Origin of the sequence: Mesorhizobium sp. M0618 (assembly GCF_040320765.1) — a bacterium.
GTDB lineage: Bacteria > Pseudomonadota > Alphaproteobacteria > Rhizobiales > Rhizobiaceae > Mesorhizobium.
The window spans coordinates 433,312-452,758 of sequence record NZ_JAMYQH010000001.1; the positions used below are offsets into that span (position 1 = coordinate 433,312).

At 64.8% G+C, this 19,447-nt stretch carries 17 protein-coding genes, 1 tRNA gene and 1 other annotated feature; of the genes, 4 read left to right on the top strand and 14 right to left on the bottom strand.

All coding sequences use genetic code 11. The features are described from left to right. Nucleotides 1-17: 17 nt before the first annotated feature. Nucleotides 18-1,505: a pyridoxal phosphate-dependent decarboxylase family protein gene (locus NKJ04_RS02095; RefSeq protein ID WP_352673173.1), complete on the bottom strand. Its 1,488-nt coding sequence runs from the start codon at nucleotides 1,503-1,505 to the stop codon at nucleotides 18-20. A gap of 12 nt (nucleotides 1,506-1,517) precedes the next feature. Beyond that, nucleotides 1,518-2,606 (bottom strand): PLP-dependent cysteine synthase family protein, encoded by a 1,089-nt coding sequence (locus NKJ04_RS02100; protein WP_352673176.1) that lies wholly within the window; start codon nucleotides 2,604-2,606, stop codon nucleotides 1,518-1,520. A 254-nt stretch (nucleotides 2,607-2,860) separates the two neighbouring features. Between NKJ04_RS02100 and NKJ04_RS02105 the strand changes: the two genes are divergently transcribed. From NKJ04_RS02105 to NKJ04_RS02115, 3 genes are all read left to right on the top strand, one after another. Beyond that, the gene (locus tag NKJ04_RS02105) at nucleotides 2,861-4,843 is read left to right on the top strand and encodes a BTAD domain-containing putative transcriptional regulator (RefSeq protein WP_352673222.1); all 1,983 of its coding nucleotides are present in this window, start codon (nucleotides 2,861-2,863) and stop codon (nucleotides 4,841-4,843) included. 129 nt (nucleotides 4,844-4,972) lie between these two features. Next, complete coding sequence (locus tag NKJ04_RS02110) at nucleotides 4,973-5,155, top strand: hypothetical protein (protein WP_013528612.1); 183 nt, start codon at nucleotides 4,973-4,975, stop codon at nucleotides 5,153-5,155. Nucleotides 5,156-5,244: 89 nt separating this feature from the next. Beyond that, nucleotides 5,245-5,619 carry a YkvA family protein gene (locus NKJ04_RS02115; protein WP_352673179.1) on the top strand — a complete coding sequence of 125 codons (375 nt, stop codon included), beginning with the start codon at nucleotides 5,245-5,247 and terminating at the stop codon, nucleotides 5,617-5,619. 89 nt (nucleotides 5,620-5,708) lie between these two features. On the opposite strand, the gene NKJ04_RS02120 is transcribed toward NKJ04_RS02115, so the two are convergent. The 12 genes from NKJ04_RS02120 to NKJ04_RS02175 all read right to left on the bottom strand — a co-directional run bounded on the left by NKJ04_RS02120 (nucleotide 5,709) and on the right by NKJ04_RS02175 (nucleotide 18,377). Further along, nucleotides 5,709-6,017: a UBP-type zinc finger domain-containing protein gene (locus tag NKJ04_RS02120; RefSeq protein ID WP_352673182.1), complete on the bottom strand. Its 309-nt coding sequence runs from the start codon at nucleotides 6,015-6,017 to the stop codon at nucleotides 5,709-5,711. Continuing rightward, nucleotides 6,007-7,698, bottom strand: a complete 1,692-nt coding sequence (locus tag NKJ04_RS02125; RefSeq protein ID WP_352673185.1) for an FAD-dependent oxidoreductase — start codon at nucleotides 7,696-7,698, stop codon at nucleotides 6,007-6,009. Before NKJ04_RS02125 ends, NKJ04_RS02120 begins: the two co-directional genes overlap by 11 nt. 155 nt (nucleotides 7,699-7,853) lie before the next feature. Further along, on the bottom strand, nucleotides 7,854-9,338 hold the full coding sequence (locus tag NKJ04_RS02130) for a SulP family inorganic anion transporter (protein WP_128305274.1): 1,485 nt from the start codon (nucleotides 9,336-9,338) through the stop codon (nucleotides 7,854-7,856). A gap of 72 nt (nucleotides 9,339-9,410) precedes the next feature. Then, nucleotides 9,411-9,466, bottom strand: a sequence feature (sul1 is cis-regulatory element that is thought to sense ions involved in sulfur or methionine metabolism; They are found in Alphaproteobacteria). Between the two features lie 185 nt (nucleotides 9,467-9,651). Beyond that, nucleotides 9,652-9,736, bottom strand: a tRNA-Leu gene (locus NKJ04_RS02135). A 73-nt stretch (nucleotides 9,737-9,809) separates the two neighbouring features. Continuing rightward, on the bottom strand, nucleotides 9,810-10,430 hold the full coding sequence (locus tag NKJ04_RS02140) for a 2,3-bisphosphoglycerate-dependent phosphoglycerate mutase (RefSeq protein ID WP_128305275.1): 621 nt from the start codon (nucleotides 10,428-10,430) through the stop codon (nucleotides 9,810-9,812). Between the two features lie 41 nt (nucleotides 10,431-10,471). Continuing rightward, nucleotides 10,472-11,293, bottom strand: coding sequence for a 4-hydroxy-tetrahydrodipicolinate reductase (gene dapB, locus NKJ04_RS02145; RefSeq protein WP_128305276.1), 822 nt, complete (start codon nucleotides 11,291-11,293; stop codon nucleotides 10,472-10,474). Further along, a complete protein-coding gene (locus NKJ04_RS02150; RefSeq protein WP_352442639.1) occupies nucleotides 11,290-13,149 on the bottom strand; it encodes an ABC transporter ATP-binding protein in 1,860 nt (619 codons plus the stop codon). Before NKJ04_RS02150 ends, dapB begins: the two co-directional genes overlap by 4 nt. A gap of 138 nt (nucleotides 13,150-13,287) precedes the next feature. Then, complete coding sequence (locus NKJ04_RS02155; RefSeq protein WP_352673190.1) at nucleotides 13,288-14,313, bottom strand: glucokinase; 1,026 nt, start codon at nucleotides 14,311-14,313, stop codon at nucleotides 13,288-13,290. Between the two features lie 186 nt (nucleotides 14,314-14,499). Further along, nucleotides 14,500-15,588: a penicillin-insensitive murein endopeptidase gene (mepA, locus tag NKJ04_RS02160; protein WP_352613496.1), complete on the bottom strand. Its 1,089-nt coding sequence runs from the start codon at nucleotides 15,586-15,588 to the stop codon at nucleotides 14,500-14,502. Between the two features lie 65 nt (nucleotides 15,589-15,653). Further along, a complete protein-coding gene (locus tag NKJ04_RS02165; protein WP_128305280.1) occupies nucleotides 15,654-16,553 on the bottom strand; it encodes an SDR family oxidoreductase in 900 nt (299 codons plus the stop codon). Next, nucleotides 16,550-17,704, bottom strand: coding sequence for a tRNA epoxyqueuosine(34) reductase QueG (gene queG, locus NKJ04_RS02170; RefSeq protein WP_352673194.1), 1,155 nt, complete (start codon nucleotides 17,702-17,704; stop codon nucleotides 16,550-16,552). The genes NKJ04_RS02165 and queG overlap by 4 nt, the downstream gene beginning before the upstream one ends. Then, nucleotides 17,685-18,377 (bottom strand): glutathione S-transferase family protein, encoded by a 693-nt coding sequence (locus NKJ04_RS02175; protein WP_013528622.1) that lies wholly within the window; start codon nucleotides 18,375-18,377, stop codon nucleotides 17,685-17,687. Before NKJ04_RS02175 ends, queG begins: the two co-directional genes overlap by 20 nt. A 160-nt stretch (nucleotides 18,378-18,537) precedes the next feature. Here NKJ04_RS02175 and NKJ04_RS02180 point away from each other — a divergent pair, with 160 nt between their 5' ends. Then, the gene (locus tag NKJ04_RS02180) at nucleotides 18,538-19,344 is read left to right on the top strand and encodes an undecaprenyl-diphosphate phosphatase (RefSeq protein ID WP_352613490.1); all 807 of its coding nucleotides are present in this window, start codon (nucleotides 18,538-18,540) and stop codon (nucleotides 19,342-19,344) included. The last annotated feature ends 103 nt before the right edge of the window (nucleotides 19,345-19,447 follow it).

Genomic DNA, 19,447 nt, shown 5'->3' on the forward strand with positions numbered 1-19,447 from the left:
CGCATGCCTGCCCGTAACTAGGAAGGCGCGGAACCCTGCGTTGCGATGTCATGCCCCAGCCGCACCGTTTCATGCACCAGAAGGTCGAGATCCTCGCGCCGTGTGCGATGGTTGGTGATCGCCACGCGCAACCAGTGCTCGCCATGCACCGTGGTGTCCGAAAGGGCCGCAATGCCCTGTTCCTGCAGCCGCAGCATGATCTCCGTGTTGAGCGCCTTCAGAGCCTCGCCTGTCAGACCGGGCTGATAGCGGAAGCAGACGATGTTGACGGTCGGCGATGCCGCCAGCTGCAACCGCGGCGCGGCCTCGATCAAGCCGGCAAGATAAACGGCCTGGGCAATGTTCTGGTCGATCAGGCGGCCGAATTTTTCGACGCCATGCTGCTTCAGCGCCATCCACACCTTCAGCGCGCGAAAACCGCGCGACGTCTGCAGGCCGTAGTCGTGCAACCATTCGCCGGAAGCGAGGCCGCGCGGCGTCGATTCCAGATATTCCGGCGTCACAGCGAAGGCCCCGCGATGCGCGGCGGCATCCCTGACCAGGGCGCAGCCGACTTCGAACGGCGCGTGCAGCCATTTGTGGGGATCGAGCGCGACCGAATCCGCCCGTTCGATGCCGGCGACGCGATGGGCATTTTCAGGCGCAATCGCGATCAGCGCGCCGATGCAGCCGTCGACATGGAACCAGAGGTCTTCCTCATGTGCCAGCTTCGCAAGCGCCTGCAAATCGTCGATCGCCCCGGTGTTGACCGTGCCGGCCGTACCAATGACGCAGGCCGGTTTGAACCCTGCCCTGCGGTCCTCGGTGATCGCCGCACGCAAGGCAGCGATATCGATGCGCAGCCCGGCATCGGTCGGTATGCGGCGCAGTGCCCGGTTGCCGAGGCCGAGTGCCTCCATCGCCTTGCGGTGGCACGAGTGGATCTGCTCCGAGCCGTAGAAGCGCAGCGGCTTTTCGATGGCGGCGACACCGTGCTCACGCACGTCGATGCCGGCCTTGACATTGCGCGCCACGGTCAGCCCTATGATGTTGGCCATCGAGCCGCCGCTGACCAAGGTACCGCCGGCAGAAGCTGGAAAGCCCAGCATCTCCTTGCACCAGTTCACCACCTGGCTGTCCATCAGCCCGGCGGCGTGGTTGCCGCCGCCGAGGTTCGAGCCCTGGATAGCCGCCAGGAAATCGCCGAGCGCGCCGGTGAAGTTGCTCGACCCCATATACCAGGACCAGAAGCGCGGATGGATATTGCCCATCGGATAGGACATCACCGTGCGGGACACCTCGGCATAGACAGCATCCAGCGGCGCCGGGGAGCGCGGCAGCGGCGCCGAGAAGGCCTTTCTCACATCGGCCGGCATCTCCCGCCAGACCGGGCGGTCGCGCACATCGCGGAGATAATCGACCGCATCGTCGATGACCCGGTGCGACAGGGCCTGCACATCGGCCCAGTCCAGGGGATCGAGCGTTGCCTCGGCCACCAGGCCGGGGTTTTCTTGCACGGCGTCCATGACGGATCTCCGTCAAGCCGCGGGAAACTGACAGCCGGGCGTCGAGCGCGACAGGGCAGTCTCGTCGGCATCCATCTCGGCCTCGATGCCGTCGAACAGCGGCGTCGACATGTAGCGCTCGCCGGTGTCGGGCAGCATGCACAGGATCACCGCGCCGGCCGGCGCCTTCTCCGCGACCTGCCGCGCCACGGCGAAGGTGGCGCCGCCGGAAATGCCGGTGAAGATGCCCTCTTTCCGCGCCAATTCTCTGGCCCATTTGATGCCCTCGGGCCCGGCGATCGGCATCACCTCGTCATAGAGGCTGGTGTCGATCGCCTCCTGCAGCACGTTGGGGATGAAATCCGGCGTCCAGCCCTGGATCGGGTGCGGCTCGAAGGCTGGATGGCTGGCGGCCGGGGCACCATCGGTGCCGCGCTGCTGCACCTTGCCGCTGCCGATGAGCTGCGCGTTGGCCGGCTCGGAGAGCACGATGCGGGTTTCCGGACGCTCGCGGCGCAGCACGCGCGCCACGCCGACCACCGTGCCGCCGGTGCCATAGCCGGTGACGAAGCAATCGAGCCGCGAGCCGGCGAAATCATTGACGATCTCGCGCGCCGTCGTTGCCTCGTGGATGGCGGCGTTGGCCGCTGTTTCAAACTGGCGGGCAAGGAACCAGCCATTGGCCTCGGCCAGTTCCACCGCCTTCTTGTACATGCCGAAACCTTTTTCGGCGCGCGGCGTCAGCACCACCCTGGCGCCCAGCATGCGCATCAGCTTGCGGCGCTCGACCGAAAAACTGTCGGCCATGGTGACGACCAGCGGATAGTCCTTTTGCGCGCAGACCATGGCGAGGCCGATGCCGGTGTTGCCGCTGGTCGCCTCGACCACCGTCTGGCCCGGCTTCAGCGCACCGCTGCGCTCGCCCTCCTCGATGATGTTGAGCGCCAGCCGGTCCTTCACCGAGGCGCCGGGATTGAAATACTCGGCTTTGACGTAGATCGTCGCGTGGGACGGTCCGAGATTGTTGATGCGAACCACCGGCGTGTCGCCGACGGTGTCGAGAATGCTGTCGAACAGGCGGCCGCGCCCGGCCGTGGTTCTGATCTTCTGCTGCTGCAACATCTTGGTCTCCCTGATTGTCATCGTGTTTTGTCTTCACGGGCCGGTTACAAGCCAGCGGGTTGGGCGGCGAGGTTTGGTGACCTTGCCGCGCTAGGACTGACATGCCGCACAGCGGCAATGGCTGTATCGGGCGCTGAAATCCGCTGCCGGATGCGCCGTGTCGTGTTTGGTGATACAGGAGAGGCCGACAGGCCAGCGTGGGAGCAGGCGTGGAAACACACGTGGAATCCACCCGATCGAGGCCGGACGTCGAGATGCCGGTCCTTTCCGTGCGCCTGCTCGGGCCGCTGATGATCTCCCACGACGGCGCTCCGGTTGCCCTCCCCGCGTCACGCAAGCTGCGCGCGCTGCTCGCCTATCTGGCGCTGGCGCCGCATCCGGTTGGCCGCAGTCGCCTGTGCGAGTTGTTGTGGGATGTGCCGAACGACCCGCGTGGCGAGTTGCGCTGGTGCCTGAGCAAGCTGCGCGGCGTTCTCGACCAACCGGACCGGCGCCGGGTCTCCACCCAAGGCGACACGGTCGCGCTTGATCTGAGCGATTGCCTGGTCGATGTACTCGAAGTCACCGGCGCCGCCACAGAAGGGCTCGGCACCCTTGATGTCGAGCGCTTGCGGACGCTGGCCAAACTGTTTGCCGGCGATTTCCTCGACGGGCTGGAGCTCGAGCGCAGCCCGCATTTCAACAGCTGGCTGACCGCGCAGCGCCGCCGCTTCCACTCGTGCCACGTCGCCGTGCTGGAGCAACTCGTCGGCAGCCTGGCGGCAGACAGCGACGAGGCGATCGCCCATCTCGACACATGGGTGGAACTGGCGCCGTTCGACCGGCGTGCACATGCGGCACTTTTGGCAGGTCTGGCCGGACGCGGCGAGATCGGCGCGGCTGAAGAGCATCTGGCGGCGGCAGAACAGTTGTTCAAATCGGAAGAACTGGATTTCGCACCGCTTCGCGCGGCCTGGCGGGCGATCCGTGACCGACAGTCGGGCATCTCGCTTCGGACGGCCTGCCTGTCCACATCGCCATTGGTGGCCACGCCGACCGCACCCGGCCCGGTCGAGCCCAGCCATGCTTCGCTGGCGGTGATGCCGTTTGTCGAGGAGGTCGGCGGCGCACGCGGCGGATTGGCCGACGGTTTCACCCACGACATCATCACCCGCCTGGCCAAGCTCAGGGATTTCTTCGTCATCGCGCGCGGATCGGTGTTTGCGCTGGCAGAGCAGAACATCGCGCCCGAGGATGCCGGCCGCCGGCTGAATGTTGACTATGTCGCCACCGGCACCGTGCGCAGCCCGTCCGGCCGCCTCATCGTCAGCGTCGAACTGATCGAGGTGCGCAGCGCCAGGATCGTCTGGGCCGAGACCTTCGAGCGCAGGCCCGATGACATCTTTTCCGTGCTTGACGACATCGGCAACAGCATCGTCTCCTCGATCTCGGCCGAGATCGAAACGGTCGAGCGCAACCGCGCCATGCTGAAGGCGCCCTGCTCGCTCAACGCTTGGGAGGCCTATCATCGCGGCCTCTGGCACATGTACCGCTTCACCCAGGCCGAAAACGAGCAGGCGCGGCATTTCTTTGCCCAGGCCCTGCAGCTCGACCCGACCTTTGCCCGCGCCTATGCCGGCCTGTCCTTCACCCACTGGCAGAACGCCTTCCAGCGCTGGGGCGACCGCGACCGCGAAAGCGCGCTGGCCTTCGAGAGCGCCGGACACGGCCTGCTGGTCGACGACCACAATCCGGCCGCGCATTGGGCAATGGGCCGGGCGCTGTGGCTGCGCGGCGAGCAGGACGGCTCGCTGCTCGAACTGGAGCGGGCGGTCGATCTCAGCCCCAACTTCGCGCTTGGCCACTACGCGTTGTCTTTCGTGCATTCGCAGTCGGGCGACCCGCAAGCGGCGATCGGCTCTTCCGATCATTCGCGCCATCTCAGCCCGTTCGACCCATTGCTGTTCGGCATGCTGGGCGCACGCGCCATGGCGCATGTCCGGCTCGGCCAGTTCGAGGAAGCGGCCGAATGGGCACTGAAGGCGGCGGCGCGGCCCAACGCCCACGCCATCATCCTGGCGATCGCCGCGCACTGCCTGGCGCTGGCCGGACGGCTCGACGAGGCGCGCGGCTTCGCCGCCGCCATTCGCAAGACAAGGCCGGACTATTGCGCCGACGATTTCATCGGCACCTTCCGCTTCGAGCCGGATGCCGTGGCGCTGTTCCGGCAGGGCGCCAGGCTTATCGGGCTGAACTGAAGCCTGGCATCGCCGTCTCTGGGGCATCGCTTGGGAATTTCGCCTCAATTCCGCTGGGTTAACGAAGTCGGAAGGAGTTGTTTAACCGTTCGCGGCTATGTCACCGCGTGGGGGACCGACAAAGTGAGTATGATGAGCAACAGCCCCGACAAGCGCAATGAATGGCGCGCCATATTCTACGTGCAAGCTCGCGTCGCCATCCTGTTTGTCCCGGTGGTTGCCAGCCTGCTGATCATAGCGGCGCTTGCCGGAAACGAACGCAAGTCCGTTCCCAGCATGATCGACCCGACCGTCACCGGCTCCGTGCGGTAGACCAGCGGTCATCGGTTCTTCGAGGCGCTCCCGGAGGCGGGCGCCTGGCGTGCGCTATCGGCGGTTTTCATTTGGCGCTAAACCATCTGATGGCACTGAATGAGTGGGCCCGAACGATCAAGCGCGATGTGCATGCGCTCTACCTCGCCGCTCGCGATCCCCGAACGCCTTGGTATGCCAAGGCGCTTGCCGTGTGTGTTGCAGGCTATGCCTTGTCGCCAATCGACCTGATCCCCGATTTCATTCCGGTGATCGGCTATCTCGACGACGTCATCCTTGTCCCTTTGGGCGTCCTTGCCGTGGTCAGGATGATACCGCCCGAGGTGATGGCGGAACACAGAAAGACCGCCGCGCTGGCCGCCGCCAGGCCGGTGAGCCGCTACGCGGCGGTGATCATTGTTTGTATCTGGGCTGCCTCGATCGTGCTGGCCGGCTGGCTGGGATATCTGTATTTCGCCGACTGACTGCCAAGCCGTTCTGCAGGGGGGGCGGCCGCCAAGAAAGCCCGGATGGATCGCGCTTTTCTCGGGATTCCTTCGCCATCTGGCGTCGCTCAAACAAAGCGCGGGATCGGACCGTTCTGCGGGGTTACATCGTCGCCAAGCTCGATAAAAACCTCGTCGACATAGCACCATGCCCAGCCTTCGGGTGGATCGTAGCCCTCGATGATCGGATGCTTGGTGGCGTGGAAATGCTTGGTGGCGTGGCGGTTGGGCGAGTCGTCGCAGCAGCCGACATGGCCGCAGGTGCGGCAGAGCCGCAGATGCACCCATTGCGACCCACTCTGCAGGCATTCCTCGCAGCCGAGCGCGCTCGGCGTCACCTTCCTGATGTCGCGCGTATGTCTGCATTCATCCATCATGTTCTCCTGCCATTCGAGGTGTATCGGCGTTGCCGCGCGCGAGATATGCATGCAATGCCGCGACCACCTGGGCGCCTTCGCCGACAGCCGCCGCGACACGTTTGACCGAGCCGGCGCGGACGTCGCCTATGGCGAACACGCCGCTGCGGCTGGTCTCCATCTGCGCCGATCCTATGTCCGAGCCGGTGCGCACGAAACCTCTGGCGTCCAGCGCCACATCGCAGTTCGCCAGCCAATCGGTATTCGGATCGGCGCCGATAAAGAGGAAGAGATGGCGGATCGAGCGCGTCGTTTTCGCGCCGCTGGCGCGGTTGCGCCAGCGCACTGTTGCAAGATTGCCCTCTTCGCCCTCCAGAGCCTCGATTTCGGTCCCGGTCAGCACCTCGATGTTCGGCTGCGCCCGGATGCGCTCGACCAGATAGCGCGACATGCTGGCATCGAGGCTGCCGCCGCGCGCCAGGAGCGCCACTTTCCGCGCATGACTGGCCAGATAGACGGCCGCCTGTCCGGCCGAATTGCCGGCGCCGACCAGCGCCACTTCCTGGCCCGCGCAAAGCCGGCCTTCGATGGGCGACGCCCAATAATGCACGGACGTTCCCTCGAACCGCGCCAGATTGGCGATGTCGAGGCGGCGATAGCGCGCGCCGCTGGCGATCACCACGCTGCGCGCGCGCACGGTCTCGCCGTCGCCGACATCGAGCAGATAGCGGGCGCCTGACGCGTCGGCGGCGGCGCTCAAAAGCTTCGCCTCGTCCGGGATCACCATTTCGACACCGAATTTCTGCGCCTGGTTGTAGGCGCGCGCCATCAGCGCCATGCCCGAAATGCCCGTGGGGAAACCGAGATAATTCTCGATGCGCGAGGAGGCGCCGGCCTGTCCGCCGAAGGCACGGCAATCGAGCACGATCGTCGACAGGCCTTCGGATGCCGCATAGACCGCCGCCGCCAGCCCTGCCGGGCCGGCGCCGACGATGGCCACGTCATACACCGTATCGGCATCGATCGGCCGCAGCAGGCCGATGCAGCGGGCGAGGTCCTTTTCACCGGGGTTCATCAGCAGCCTGCCGTTTGGACAGAGCACGATCGGCAGGTGGTGCGGATCGACCTCGAAGCGTTCTACCAGGGTTTTGGCGCAGGGATCGCTGTCTGAATCGAGCACGCGGTGCGGTTGGCCGCTGCGGGCGAGGAAACCCTGCAGCCGCAACACGTCGGCATTGTCCTGGGGTCCGATGATGATCGGCCCGCTGGTGGCGCTCTCCAAAAGCCCGACGCGGCGCAAGATCAGCGCCCGCATGATGCGCTCGCCGAGATTGGCCTCCTGCACCATCAGGTCGCGCAGCCGCTGCGAGGCGATGACGAACGCCTCCACCGGTTCGGCGGCCTGCGCATTGACCAGCGAGGGACGGGCCGAAAGCTGCGCCAGTTCGCCGACAAAGCTGCCTGGACCGTGGGTGACGATCGTCTCGTGCCGGCCGAGCCCCCCGTCCTGGGTGATATCCACGCTGCCCGACAGCACGACGATCAGACCGGGCGCTACATCGCCCGCCGTGACGATGTTCTCGCCGGCCGCATAGGCGCTGGCCTCGCCGAACCGGCGCATGCGGTCGATGTCCACCTCGGCCAGCGTGGGGAACGCCTGGTCGCGGCGGGCACCGAAGATCTGGGTGGTGGATTGAGCCATGGTTGAGCGTAGCGAAGCGGGCGCGGAGTTTGAAGCGGTTTGTTGGAGCCCTGACCAGGAGGGGAGGTCTGGCTGGTAGACACCACGCCGTCGTCATCTCGGGCGAGGATCCAAACCGAGACACCAGCCGAAGAACCTCAGTCGGAAGGCCTTCGTCAGTGGCTGAAGACTCGTTCCAAAGCACCCGGCTCATTGTGCATGGCAAGTTTGTCCATGATGGTGACGCTGGCCTCGTTGAGACCTACCACCTCCACCTCGACGCCCTCGCGGCGGAACTTGAGAACGGCGGTGTCGACTGCGCCGACGCCAGTGAGGTCCCAGATATGAGCGTGAGTGACGTCGATGACGGCGCGCTGGAGGCGCTCCTTGAAATCGAACGCGTTCAGAAAGTCCTCCGCTGAAGCGAAGAATAACTGGCCCTCGATAAGGTAATGGCGCTCCGCGCCGTCGCCACTGAGGGTCGAGGTGACGCGGAAAATCTGCGACACCTTCCAAGCGAAGAAGATGCCCGAGAGCAGCACGCCCACCCCGACACCAAGCGCGAGATTGTGGGTCCCGACCACGGTGATCACTGTCGCCAGCATGACGATGCTTGAACGACGGGGGTGCTTCCTGAGATCGTTCAGAGAAGACCAGCTGAACGTGCCGATCGATACCATGATCATGATGGCGACCAGGGCCGGCATGGGAATGACGCGCAGCCAGTCGCCGAGCGACATGAGCATGAACAACAGGAACGCCCCGGCCACAAATGTGGAAAGCCGCGTGCGTCCACCAGATTTGACGTTGATAACCGACTGGCCGATCATGGCGCAACCGGCCATGCCGCCCAGGAACCCGGTTACGAAGTTGGCGATACCCTGGCCAACACATTCACGGTTCTTGTCGCTTTTTGTGTCGGTCATCTGGTCGACAATGGACGCCGTCAGCAGGCTTTCGAGCAGGCCAACCGCGGCCACGCCTAGTGAATAAGGCAAAATGATCCACAGCGTTTCCAGCGTGAAAGGCACGTCTGGCAGCAGGAAGGTCGGCAAGCTCGACGGCAGTTCGCCGAGGTCGCCCACCGTCCGCACGTCGATGTGAAGCAGCAGCGATAGGGTGGTGAGCACGATGATGCACACCAGAGGCGAGGGCACCGCCTTCGTGATGCGGGGAAACAGATAGATGATGGCAAGGCCGAGACTGATCATCGCATAGGTTTGCCACGGCATGCCGACCAGCTCCGGCAGTTGGGCCATGAAGATCAGAATCGCAAGCGCGTTGACAAATCCGGTCATCACCGAGCGCGACACGAACCGCATCACATAACCCAGCCTAGCGAAGCCGGCCGCGACCTGGACCACGCCGGCCAGAATGGTTGCCGCGAGCAGGTATTGCAGACCATGGTCGCGCACCAGTGTGACCATGAGCACGGCTGTCGCCGCGGTGGCTGCTGAAATCATCGCCGGCCGGCCGCCGGTGATGGAGATAATCATGGCGATGGAGAAAGAAGCGTAGAGCCCAATCTTGGGGTCAACGCCGGCAATGACAGAAAAACCGATGGCTTCTGGTATCAGCGCCAGGGCGACAACAATGCCCGCGAGCACGTCGCCGCGCAGGTTGCCGCGCCACTCGTCGCGGTAGGTTTTGAATGTGAGCATGGAATTCCGGTCAATCATTTCCAGACCGCGACGGACCGCAGCCCATCATAGTCAGCGCAGATCTGGTTTTGTTGTTGTCCGGCGGATCGGCGGCCGGAAGAGCCACCCGGAATTGCACCGGGTCCATCTTGGATATCTGCACATAGCCGCAAATTTTGGTGCAGTGCAACAAGTCTTTGCTGCACGGCGTAGGCGCTGGCCTCGCTGAAACGGCCGTTTTAGAGTGACCTTGAGCCGCACAAAGAAAAAGCCCGGACGAAACCGGGCTTTTTCTTTAAGTTTCTGAACCGTCGAAGGGTTCGAAACCGGAATTTGGTGCCCAGAAGAGGACTCGAACCTCCACTCCTTGCGGAACACGGACCTGAACCGTGCGCGTCTACCAATTCCGCCATCTGGGCTGGTGCGGGCTCATGTAAGCGGGCAAGCGATGTGTGTCAACGCGCTTTTTTCGCGGTTGCTCCGTTCGCCGGCTCAGTCGTCCAGCACTTCCTTGGACGCGACGGTGGAATCGGCGTTGAGCTGGTAGATGACCGGCACGCCGGTGCCGAGTTCCAGCTTGACGATCTCCTCGCCCGACTTGCCGTCGAGCGCCATGATCAGCGCGCGCAGCGAGTTGCCGTGCGCGGCGACCAGCACGGTGCCGCCGCGCAGCACATGCGGCTGCAGATCGTGCAGGTAATAGGGCCAGACCCGGGCGCCGGTGTCCTTCAGGCTTTCGCCGGCGGGCGGCGGCACGTCGTAGGAGCGGCGCCAGACATGCACCTGCTCCTCGCCCCATTTCTTGCGGGCATCGTCCTTGTTGAGGCCGGAGAGATCGCCATAGTCGCGCTCGTTCAGCGCCTGGTCGCGGATGGTCTTCAGGTCGCTTTGACCGACGGCGTCGAGGATGTGCTGACAGGTCTTTTGCGCCCGGATCAGCGCCGAGGTGAAGGCGATGTCGAATTTCAGGCCGCGCGCCTTGAGCCTCTCACCGGCGGCCTTGGCCTCGGCATGGCCCTGCTCGGTCAGGTCGACGTCGCGCCAGCCGGTGAACAGGTTCTTCAAATTCCATTCGCTCTGGCCGTGGCGCACGAGCACGAGGGTTCTCGACATGTTTGCTCCCTTCAGGTTGGGCAAGTTGGCAGATTGGCCGCTCAGCTGAGGCCGAGCACGTCCCGCATCGAATACAGTCCGGGCTTCTTGCCGCGCGCCCAAAGCGCTGCCTTGACGGCGCCGCGGGCGAAGATGGCGCGGTCCTCGGCATGGTGGGCCAGCGTGATGCGCTCGCCGGTGCCGGCCAGCAGCACGCTGTGATCGCCGACCACCGAGCCGCCGCGCAGCGTGGCGAAGCCGATCGAGCCCGTCTTGCGCACCCCGGTGTGGCCGTCGCGGACGCGCACATCATTGCCGGCAAGCGCAATGCCGCGCCCGGCAGCAGCGGCCTCGCCGAGCAGCAGTGCCGTGCCCGACGGCGCATCGACCTTGTGCTTGTGGTGCATTTCGAGGATCTCGACGTCGAAATCGTCGGCGTCGAGCGCGCGCGCGGCCTGTTCGACCAGCACCGCCAGAAGATTGACACCGAGGCTCATATTGCCCGACTTGACGATCATCGCGTGGCGCGCCGCCGCCGCTATTTTCGCGTTATCGTCGGCTGAACAGCCCGTCGTGCCGATGACATGGACGATGCGCGCCTGCGCCGCGTAGCCGGCGAATTCCACTGTCGAAGCAGGGGTGGTGAAATCGAGCACGCCATCGGCTTTGGCGAAGACCGGCAGCGGATCGCCGCTGATCGCCACATCGATGCGGCCAATGCCGGCGAGTTCGCCTGCATCCTTGCCCAGATGCGGCGAATCCGCCCGCTCGACCGCGCCGATAACTCGAGCGCCTGATATAGAGTGGATGGCACGGATCAGCGTCTGGCCCATGCGGCCGGCAGCGCCCACCACCACAAGGCCCATATCGCTTGCTTCGCTCATGTGCTCCTCACAGCAGTCTTCTTCGCACGCGTGGCCCGGACCGGAGTTTGGATCGGCTTGCTGTCATCGACAAGCCCCAGCCCCTTCTTGCCCTGGATGCGGTGGAAGCGGGAATAGATGCTGTCCGGGTCGGCCATCAGCGTCGCATGGGTGCCTTCCTCGACCAACCGGCCCTCTTCCAGCACGATGATGTGGTCGGCATTGACCACCGTCGATAGCCTATGCGCTATGACGATGGTCGTGCGGCCTTGCATGACTTGGGTCAGCGCTTCCTGGACGCGCGCCTCCGCCTCGTTGTCGAGCGCCGATGTCGCCTCGTCGAGCAGCAGGATCGGTGCCTGGCGCACGATCGCGCGGGCGATCGAGACGCGCTGGCGCTGGCCGCCGGAAAGGGTCGAGCCGCCTTCGCCGACCGGCGTATCGTAACCTTGCGGCTGCTGGCGGATGAACTCGTCGGCTGCCGCCTGTTTCGCCGCCTGCTCGATCTCGGCGTCCGTGGCCGACAGACGGCCGTAGCGGATGTTGTCGCGGATCGTGCCCTCGAACAGATATGGCGCCTGCGCCACATAGGCGATCGACTGCCGCAGCGAATGCTTGGTTACCTTCGAGATGTCCTGGCCATCGACCTCGATGCTGCCCCGGTCGACGTCGTAGAAGCGCTGCAAGAGCGCCACCAGCGTCGATTTGCCGGCGCCCGACGCACCGACGATCGCCGTCACCTTGCCGGCCGCGGCGGTAAAGCTCAGGTCCCTAAGCACCGGCATGTCGGCGCTGTAGCCGAACGTCACATTGTCGAAACGCACCTCGCCGGTGGTGATCCTCGCCTCGACGGCATCGGGTGCGTCGCCCTGTTTCGGCTCCAGGTCGAGCAACTCGTAGATCATGCGCGCGTTGACCAGGGCACGTTCCATGCCCACCTGTGTGCGCGCCAGGCGTCTTGCCGGATCGTAAGCCATGATCAGTGCGGTGATGAAGGAGAAAACCGCGCCCGGCGGCTGCCCAAGATACAGCGCCCGGTAGCCGGAATAGGCAAGCACGGAGGTGATGGCGAGACCGCCCAGAATCTCGGAAATCGGCGACAGCCGCTCCGAGACGCGGGCGATCTTGTTGTTACGCTGCTCGGCCGTGTCCGCCATGATGCCGATGCGGCGCGCCAGCTCGGCCTCCAAGGTGAAGGCCTTGACGATGGCGATGCCTTGCGTGGCTTCCTGCACGGACCCGTTCAGCCGCGAATTGATCAGGACGGATTCCCGGTTGATACGCCGCAGTCGGCGGGTGATATAGACGACGGCCCAGATCAGTGGAGGGCCGATCAGCAGCGAGCTGAGCGACAACACCGGATCCTGATAGATCATCACGCCGACGAGAGCGACCAGCGTGACCGCGTCGCGGCTGATGGAGGTCAGTGTCAGCGACAGCAGATCGCGAACGCCGCCGACATTCTCGCTGACCTGTGCCGCCAGCCGACCGGAACGCGTATCGTTGAAGAAGTTGACGCCGAGCTTCATTAGATGGTCGAAGCTGCGCTTCTGGTAGCGCGCGACCAGATTGTTGCCGATACTGGCCAACGCGACTGCTTGGCCGTAACCGGCGAAGCCGCGCAGCAGGGAGGCTCCCATGAAACCGGCGCAGATCAACCAGAGCATATCGCCGCGTCGTTCGTAGAAGATCTGGTTGATCATCGGGGCCATGATCCACGCCGTGAAGGCAGTGGTGCCGGAAACGATCAGCAGGCAAGAGACGGCGACGACATAGGTCCAGCGATACTCGTTGCCGTTTTCAGCGAGGATGCGGCGGAGCACCGCTGTGACCTCGCCGGGCCGGGCTTTTTGTTTGTTTGGAGCTTGAAGTGTCAAATCGGGAGCGCTTTGTGGTTTTCCGCCTCGTGGGACCGGGGCTGCAAATTCGGCACCCCTCTTAACGCCCTGCGGCCTGATTGCCTATGCCCGCACCTGATTAACTTCGTCGCGGGGGCGCGAGCGCTTCGCTGGCTTTCAGGCCTGCCAGCGCCGGCCCTCGGTCTGGACACCGAACAGCGAGGGGGTCCTGGCATAGGCGGCAAGGCCCAGAAGTGCAGCCAGCGGGTGGATGATGACGTAGACCGGCATGGTGCGCATCATCGCGCTGTGCGGCGCCTTGTCCTCGAAAGCGGCCCGGAAATTGCCGGCTTTCAGCGCCGGCACGATCTTCTGCGCGATGCCACCGGTGAGGAACACGCCGCCGCGGCTCATGAATACCAGAGCAAGGTCGCCTGCGGTGCGCCCAAGGCAGGTGACGAAGATCTCCAGCGCTTCCTCGGCAACCGGATCGGTTTTCGCAAGTGCCGCGGCGGTGATCTCGGCCGGCGTCGTGAAGGGCGACGCCTTGCCGTCCGCCTTGGCCACCGCCCGGTAGACATTGACCAGGCCGCGCCCGCACAGGATCTGCTCGCCCGAAACGCGGCCTTCGAGCTTCTCGATATGCGGAAAAACCTCGAAATCGCGCGGTGTGCGCGGGCCGATGTCCATATGGCCGCCCTCGCCGGGGACCGGTATCCAGTGGTGCAGCGCATGGACCAGCCCGGCGACGCCGAGCCCGGTTCCCGGACCGAGCACGACGCGCCCGGCATTGGGCTCCGGCGTGCCGCCGCCGATCTTTTCCATTTGCTCCTCGCCGAGCGCGACGACGGCCAGCGCCTGCGCCTCGAAATCGTTGAGCACGACGATGTCGCTCAGGCCGAGGCTGGCGAACATTTTCCTCGGCTTGACGATCCAGGGGCAGTTGGTCAGCTCGATCTCGTCGCCGTCGACCGGGCCAGCCACCGCCAGCACCGCCGAATTGGGACGCACCGACGAGCGGTCGAGCACGGCCGCCTGGATCGCCTCGTCGATGGTGTTGTAGTTTGCCGTCTGGACGATGGTCGGCTCGCCAGCCTCGGAATTGGCGTCGAGCACGATCGAAAAGCGCGCATTGGTGCCGCCGATGTCGCCGATCAGGATCGGAAACCGCAGCAAAGTGTCGTCGTCGCCTGTGCGTGGCATGCTCTCGTCCGTCTCCGGCGCCCCCGACGGCATCTGGCCGTTCTTCCGTTGACTAGCGCATGGGTTTGAAAAGGGAAACGGTTTTCGACCCCGGCGGCGCGCTGAGGCCGGCTCTGCGGCCAAACCGCCACGGTTTCGCAAAAATGCGGCGCTGAACCGATTGAGTCTGCCTATAAGCCGTGATCGTCAGTTTCCAGGCGGCCGCGGTCTCGGCAGCGGCACGCCGATCTCGGGCGTCGCCGTGAAAGCGTTCATCGTGCTTGGCAAGCCGGCGGCGGCCGGGGTGGCGGGCAACGAGGGCGCTTCGGGTTCGGGCGCGGCAGCCGCGACCGGCACGCCGCCGCCATGGTAGGTCGCCGCCTCGGCCGACGACGGCCCCGGCGCGTCGAGCACGGCGCGGCATTCGCTCGGCAGGTTCTCCATCGTCATCAAGTCGCGGGCCTTGGGCGCATCGGGGTTCTTGTTGGGGCGCCAGGGCTCCTGCGTGAACCACCAGGCCAGCGGCTTGCCGCAACCGTCATCGTCCGGCGTCGCTTCCTGCGCCTTGCAGCCGGGCGATCCGGGCTGACAGCCGATGCGCATGTGGAAATGATAGTCGTGGCCCCAGAACGGCCTGACCTTACGCAGCCAGAAGCGGTCGCCCTTGACGGTATCGCAGAGCTTTTTCTTGATGCCCGGATTGACCAGGATGCGCTCGACCTGGCTGTAGCTCGCCGCGCGCTTCAAAAGCCTTGTGTGCGCTGGCGTCCACAGCGCGTCCTTCACCAGATGGGTCTTCTCATCGACCATCAAGGTGGCGCTCATCGATTCGCGCTGCGCCATCGACAGCGGGCGGCTGGGCATCGGCGTCAGCCAGATGTCGGCGTCGAGCCCGATCTGGTGCGAGGCATGTCCTGTCAGCATCGGGCCGCCGCGCGGCTGCGAAATGTCGCCGATCAGCAGGCCTGGCCAACCATCGGCCGCTGCGTCGCGCGACAATTTCTCGACTACCGCGATCATCGCCGGATGGCCCCAGCGGCGGTTGCGCGACGGCCGCATCACCTGCCAGGTCGGACCGTCCAAGGGAATGGCGACGCCGCCGGCAAAACAGCCCTTGGAATAGAATCCGATCGACTGCGCCGCGGTGGCGGCCGGCAGTTTCTTGGCGCCGAACAGGTCTTTTGCCCGCTCCTCGGCGCTCGCCGGCTGAACGGCTAACCCAAGCACGGCAAGCAGGCCGACCGCAGCGGCCAACAGGGGCGTTTTGCCGAAAGATGGCCTCATCGCTGTCTTCATGAACCCGGTTCTCCACCGCAATCCCAAGGCCGAATCATAGCACGCCGCGCCCGCGGCTTCGATCGTCAGCGCTTCATCGGGCTGCGCGCTTCGCCGTCACGCCAATCGCCGCTTGCCCACATATGATCGAAGGCGGCGCGGTAGTCGCGAAAGCGCAGGGAATAGCCCGCCGCCTTGATCGCCGCGTTGGCGACACGCTTGTTCTCGCCATAGAAGGACCGCGCCATGGGCGAAAGTTGGGCGGCGTCGAAGGGAATCTCGGGCGGCGGCTCTATGCCCATCAGCGAAGCGGCATAGGCGACGACATCCTGTGGCGGCGCCGGCAGATCGTCGGTGACGTTGAAGATGCCGCCTGTGTTTCCTTCGATGAGCTGCCACAGGGAGCCTGCAATGTCCTCGCAATGGATGCGGTTGAACACCTGGTCTGGCTTGACCAGCCGCCTTGCGGTGCCGTTTTCCAGATTGACCAGCGCGTTGCGGCCGGGGCCGTAGATGCCGGACAGGCGCAGGATCGCCCCCGGTCGGCCGATCTCGCGGCCCAGCTCCAGCCAGTCCTGTTCGGCGGCAACTCGCATCACCGAGCGCTTCGACACCGGCCGGCATTCAGCCGTTTCATCAACCCAGGCGCCGTCATAATTGCCATAAACCCCGACCGTAGAGAGATAGCCGATCCATTCCAGCAAAGGCATTTGAGCGATTGCCGCGCGCGCGGCATTCAAAACGGGATCGCCGGCCTCTTCCGGGGCAATCGAAATCAGCAGATGCGTTGTTTTTCCCAATGCATCACCGATTTCGCCGGTCATCGCGCCGTCGAACAGGAGCGGCGCGATACCGGCCTGCCGCAGCGTCTCGAATTTTTCCGGCGAGCGTGTCGTGCCGAAGATCGTCGCGGCGCCTTTGTTAGCCCGAGCAAAAGCCCTGCCGGAATAGCCGGCGCCGAAGATGAAGATCTGCTTTTCGCTCATGCATTCGCCCTGGTTGGCCGCGCCAGACGCCATTCGTCGCGCACGGCTTCGTCGCTCTCGGTTTTCAGGCCGATGGCTGCCCTTTCTGAATATTCGGCGTCGAGCACCAGCCGCGCCAGCGCCCATATTGCCGCGCCCCGCACCAGCGGCGAAGCATCGTCCAGCAAGACGCGCACAGTGTCGGCAAGAGAGGCATCGCCGGAATTGCCGGCGGCGATCAGCACGTTGCGAATGAACCGGTCGCGGCCGATGCGTTTTATCGGCGAACCGGAGAAGAAAGCGCGGAAGGCCACGTCATCGAGACCCAAAAGGTCGGCGAGCGGCGGCTCGCGCAAATCATCGCGCGCGGCGAGTTTTGCTTCCGAAGCCGCCCTGGCGAACTTGTTCCACGGGCAGGCGGCTAAACAGTCGTCGCAGCCATAGATGCGGTTGCCGATCTTTTCGCGGAATTCGTGCGGAATCGGCGCCTTGTTCTCGATGGTGAGATAGGAAATGCAGCGCCGCGCATCGAGCCGGTAGGGCGCCGGAAAAGCATCGGTCGGGCACGCGTCGAGGCAGGCGCGGCAGGAGCCGCAATGGTCGATCTCGGCGGGGTCGGGCACGAGTTCGGCTGTGGTGAAGATGGTGCCGAGGAACAGCCAGGAGCCGTGCTCGCGGCTGACCAGATTGGTGTGCTTACCTTGCCAGCCGAGCCCGGCGGCCTCGGCCAGTGGCTTTTCCATTACCGGCGCAGTGTCGACGAACACCTTCACATCACCGCCGGCGCGCGCCACGAGCTTGCCGGCGATCTCCTTCAGCCGCCCCTTCATCACATCGTGATAGTCGCGGTTCTGCGCATAGACCGAGATGGCGCCACGGTCGCGCTTGGCCAGCACGCCGCGCGGATCATGGTCGGGGCCGTAGTTCATCGCCAGCACGACGATCGACCGCACCTGCGGCCACAGTGCCGCCGGTTCGGCCCGGCGTTGCAGCGTCTCGGCGATCCAGTCCATCGACCCGTGAAACCCGTCCGCGACGAATTCGGCCAGGCGCGCCGGCGCCAGCGGGATCGCATCGGGGGAGGTGACGGCGACGGCATCGAAGCCGGCGCGCTGCGCCTCCGCGTCGATCAGCGCGCGCAGTTTCGCGGGGTTAGAAGTCGAGGTCCGCATAGTGCGACACCGGCGACAGGCCACGCACCCGGTCGGTCAAAAGCGGCCGGAAAGAGGGCCGCGACTTGACCCGCGTGTACCACTCGCGTGCAGCGCTGTGCTCGCGCCAGTCGATCTCGCCGAGATAATCGAGCACCGACAGCGTCGCCGCGGCCGCGAGATCGGCATAGGTGACCCTCGAACCGGCCAGCCAATGGCGGGTGCCGGCCAGCCAGTTGGTGTATTTCATGTGCTGGCGGATGTTGGCGCGCGCGGCACGGATCGCGCCCGAATCGGGCGAGCCGCCGCCCGCCGTTTCCGGCATGACCGGCTTCAGCACGCGCTCGCGCACCAGATGGCGGGTAACTTCGCTTTCAGCCTTGTTGAGATACCAGTCGATGAGCCGGCGGATTTCGGCGCGCTGCATCGGGTCCTCGGCGAACAGCCGCTTGTCGCGCTTCAGCACACCGCGCGTTTCATCGAGATATTCCGAAATCACCGTCGCGCCGACGATCGGCACGTCGCCTTCGGCCAGCAGGATCGGCAGCGTGCCGGCCGGGTTCAGCGCCAGGAACTCCTTGCGCCGGGTCCACGGCTTTTCCTCGATCAAAGCCAGCTCCTCGCCATACTCGCCGAATGCGAGGCGGACGAAGCGACAGGTGGCGAACATGGGATGGTGGAAAAGCGTCAGCATGGTTCCGCGATGATAAAGCGCACTGGCGAATCGCAGGGCGCACCGGTAAGTCTTGGCCGCCCGGTTAGCGGGCCGTCAGGGTGTTGCGACCTATAGGGGGACTTCAACGCCATGACAAGCAAGCCCTTCTGTCAGCCGTCACGCCAATGCCGAGGTAGCCATGGAAAGCCAGACCATCGTCGAAGCCCTGCTGCTCGGCCTGCTGGAGGGGCTGACCGAGTTCATCCCGGTGTCGTCGACCGGCCATATTCTGCTTGCCGGTCATTTCCTCGGCTTCCATTCGACCGGCAAGGCCTTCGAGATCCTGATCCAGCTCGGCGCCATCCTGGCGATCCTCAGCGTCTATTTCCGCCGGCTGTGGAAGATGCTGCTCGACCTGCCGCATGACCGGCTGACGCGGCATTTCGCCATCGGCATCCTGATCGCCTTCCTGCCGGCGGCGATCATCGGCGCGCTGGCGCATGATTTCATCAAGACGGTGCTGTTCGAATCGCCGAGGCTGATCTGCATCATGCTGATCATCGGCGGCGTCGTACTGCTGGCGGTGGACCGCATGAACCTCAAGCCGGTCTACCGCGATGTCGAGCGCTTCCCGACCCGGCTTTACCTGCAGATCGGGCTTTTCCAGTGCCTGTCGCTCATTCCCGGCACATCGCGTTCGGGCTCGACCATCGTCGGCGCCCTGCTTTTGGGCGTCGATAAGCGCGCGGCCGCGGAATTTTCCTTCTTCCTTGCGATCCCGACCATGGTCGGCGCCTTCGCCTTCGACCTGTTCAAGAACCGCAACGTGCTGAGCAGCGCCGACCTGCCGATCATCGCCGTCGGCTTCGTCGCCGCCTTCGTCACGGCGCTCATAGTCGTACGCTTCCTGCTCGATTACGTCTCGCGCAACGGCTACTCGCTGTTCGGCTGGTGGCGGCTGGTGGTGGGTATTGTCGGGCTGGCGGCGCTGATGGTTTGGGGGTGAGCTTACCCTCCCCCTTGTGGGTGTTTGGACCGGAGACATCGCGAACAGGTGTGCGAGGACATCGCGAACAGTTTTGTCACTTATCGTCTGCAGAGGTTGAGGT

What these genes read in the sequence shown, in the direction of transcription:
- NKJ04_RS02095 (WP_352673173.1), bottom strand. Translation starts at nt 1,505, where the DNA reads ATGGACGCCGTGCAAGAAAACCCCGGCCTGGTGGCCGAGGCAACGCTC.
- NKJ04_RS02100 (WP_352673176.1), bottom strand. Translation starts at nt 2,606, where the DNA reads ATGTTGCAGCAGCAGAAGATCAGAACCACGGCCGGGCGCGGCCGCCTG.
- NKJ04_RS02105 (WP_352673222.1), top strand. Translation starts at nt 2,861, where the DNA reads ATGCCGGTCCTTTCCGTGCGCCTGCTCGGGCCGCTGATGATCTCCCAC.
- NKJ04_RS02110 (WP_013528612.1), top strand. Translation starts at nt 4,973, where the DNA reads ATGATGAGCAACAGCCCCGACAAGCGCAATGAATGGCGCGCCATATTC.
- NKJ04_RS02115 (WP_352673179.1), top strand. Translation starts at nt 5,245, where the DNA reads ATGGCACTGAATGAGTGGGCCCGAACGATCAAGCGCGATGTGCATGCG.
- NKJ04_RS02120 (WP_352673182.1), bottom strand. Translation starts at nt 6,017, where the DNA reads ATGATGGATGAATGCAGACATACGCGCGACATCAGGAAGGTGACGCCG.
- NKJ04_RS02125 (WP_352673185.1), bottom strand. Translation starts at nt 7,698, where the DNA reads ATGGCTCAATCCACCACCCAGATCTTCGGTGCCCGCCGCGACCAGGCG.
- NKJ04_RS02130 (WP_128305274.1), bottom strand. Translation starts at nt 9,338, where the DNA reads ATGCTCACATTCAAAACCTACCGCGACGAGTGGCGCGGCAACCTGCGC.
- NKJ04_RS02140 (WP_128305275.1), bottom strand. Translation starts at nt 10,430, where the DNA reads ATGTCGAGAACCCTCGTGCTCGTGCGCCACGGCCAGAGCGAATGGAAT.
- dapB (WP_128305276.1), bottom strand. Translation starts at nt 11,293, where the DNA reads ATGAGCGAAGCAAGCGATATGGGCCTTGTGGTGGTGGGCGCTGCCGGC.
- NKJ04_RS02155 (WP_352673190.1), bottom strand. Translation starts at nt 14,313, where the DNA reads ATGCCACGCACAGGCGACGACGACACTTTGCTGCGGTTTCCGATCCTG.
- mepA (WP_352613496.1), bottom strand. Translation starts at nt 15,588, where the DNA reads ATGAAGACAGCGATGAGGCCATCTTTCGGCAAAACGCCCCTGTTGGCC.
- NKJ04_RS02165 (WP_128305280.1), bottom strand. Translation starts at nt 16,553, where the DNA reads ATGAGCGAAAAGCAGATCTTCATCTTCGGCGCCGGCTATTCCGGCAGG.
- queG (WP_352673194.1), bottom strand. Translation starts at nt 17,704, where the DNA reads ATGCGGACCTCGACTTCTAACCCCGCGAAACTGCGCGCGCTGATCGAC.
- NKJ04_RS02175 (WP_013528622.1), bottom strand. Translation starts at nt 18,377, where the DNA reads ATGCTGACGCTTTTCCACCATCCCATGTTCGCCACCTGTCGCTTCGTC.
- NKJ04_RS02180 (WP_352613490.1), top strand. Translation starts at nt 18,538, where the DNA reads ATGGAAAGCCAGACCATCGTCGAAGCCCTGCTGCTCGGCCTGCTGGAG.